2 protein-coding genes are annotated in these 684 nt (G+C 35.7%); both read left to right on the top strand.

What is annotated here, in order from left to right; genetic code table 11:
* Positions 1–501: hypothetical protein (locus tag ASU35_RS06915; RefSeq protein WP_207644128.1), on the top strand; the 501-nt coding region annotated here is incomplete at its 5' end.
* A 1-nt stretch (position 502) separates the two neighbouring features.
* On the top strand, positions 503–684 hold a 182-nt coding region (locus ASU35_RS06920; RefSeq protein WP_172794612.1), incomplete at its 3' end, for a DNA adenine methylase.

Here is a 684-nt window from a genome sequence, read left to right on the forward strand (position 1 = left end):
ATATATTCCTATGAGGAAGTGCTAAAAATCAATGCTTTTTATGATGGGAAGGAATATGGTTCAAGGATAAGCAAGGTATCAAAATTAGATACTGAAATTGTGTCATTGGGGGATATTGGAATTAACCTGTCCCGAGTGGAATATATAGAGTTGAGCAATCTAATCAAAAATAATTATTATAATTTAGAGCCACAGGAAAGAGAAGCAATCGAAAACAACATATCAGACCGCACGGTAGAGGCTGTTGTTGGTTTTTATAGGGATTACATACAGGAAAAACAGATAGAGCAGAGAGATGGCTTTTATAACATTCCAGTGGAAGATTTTAAACGTGAATTTAATGACAGTTCATTCAAAAGATATAATATGTCAGATATCAAGGAAGCATTGAAAATCAGAGGATATATTAAGTGCAACGCAGGAAGAAATGATTTGGCAATCAAGGTTGATGGAGTTAATCGCAGATTTATTTCCTTTGATGCACAGAAATTGGGTGTGTAGGATGGCAAAGAGAAAGGTTTTAAGTCCATTCAGTTTTTATGGTGGTAAAGACAGGATGGCACCGCTGATATGTGATTTACTTGATTATAAGCATACCGACTTATATATTGAGCCATTTGGGGGTGCTTGCCGTGTACTGTTAAATAAGCCAAGACACGCACAGGAAATTTATAATGATTTTGG

This window comes from Acetivibrio ethanolgignens (genome assembly GCF_001461035.1).
GTDB classification, from domain to species: domain Bacteria; phylum Bacillota; class Clostridia; order Lachnospirales; family Lachnospiraceae; genus Velocimicrobium; species Velocimicrobium ethanolgignens.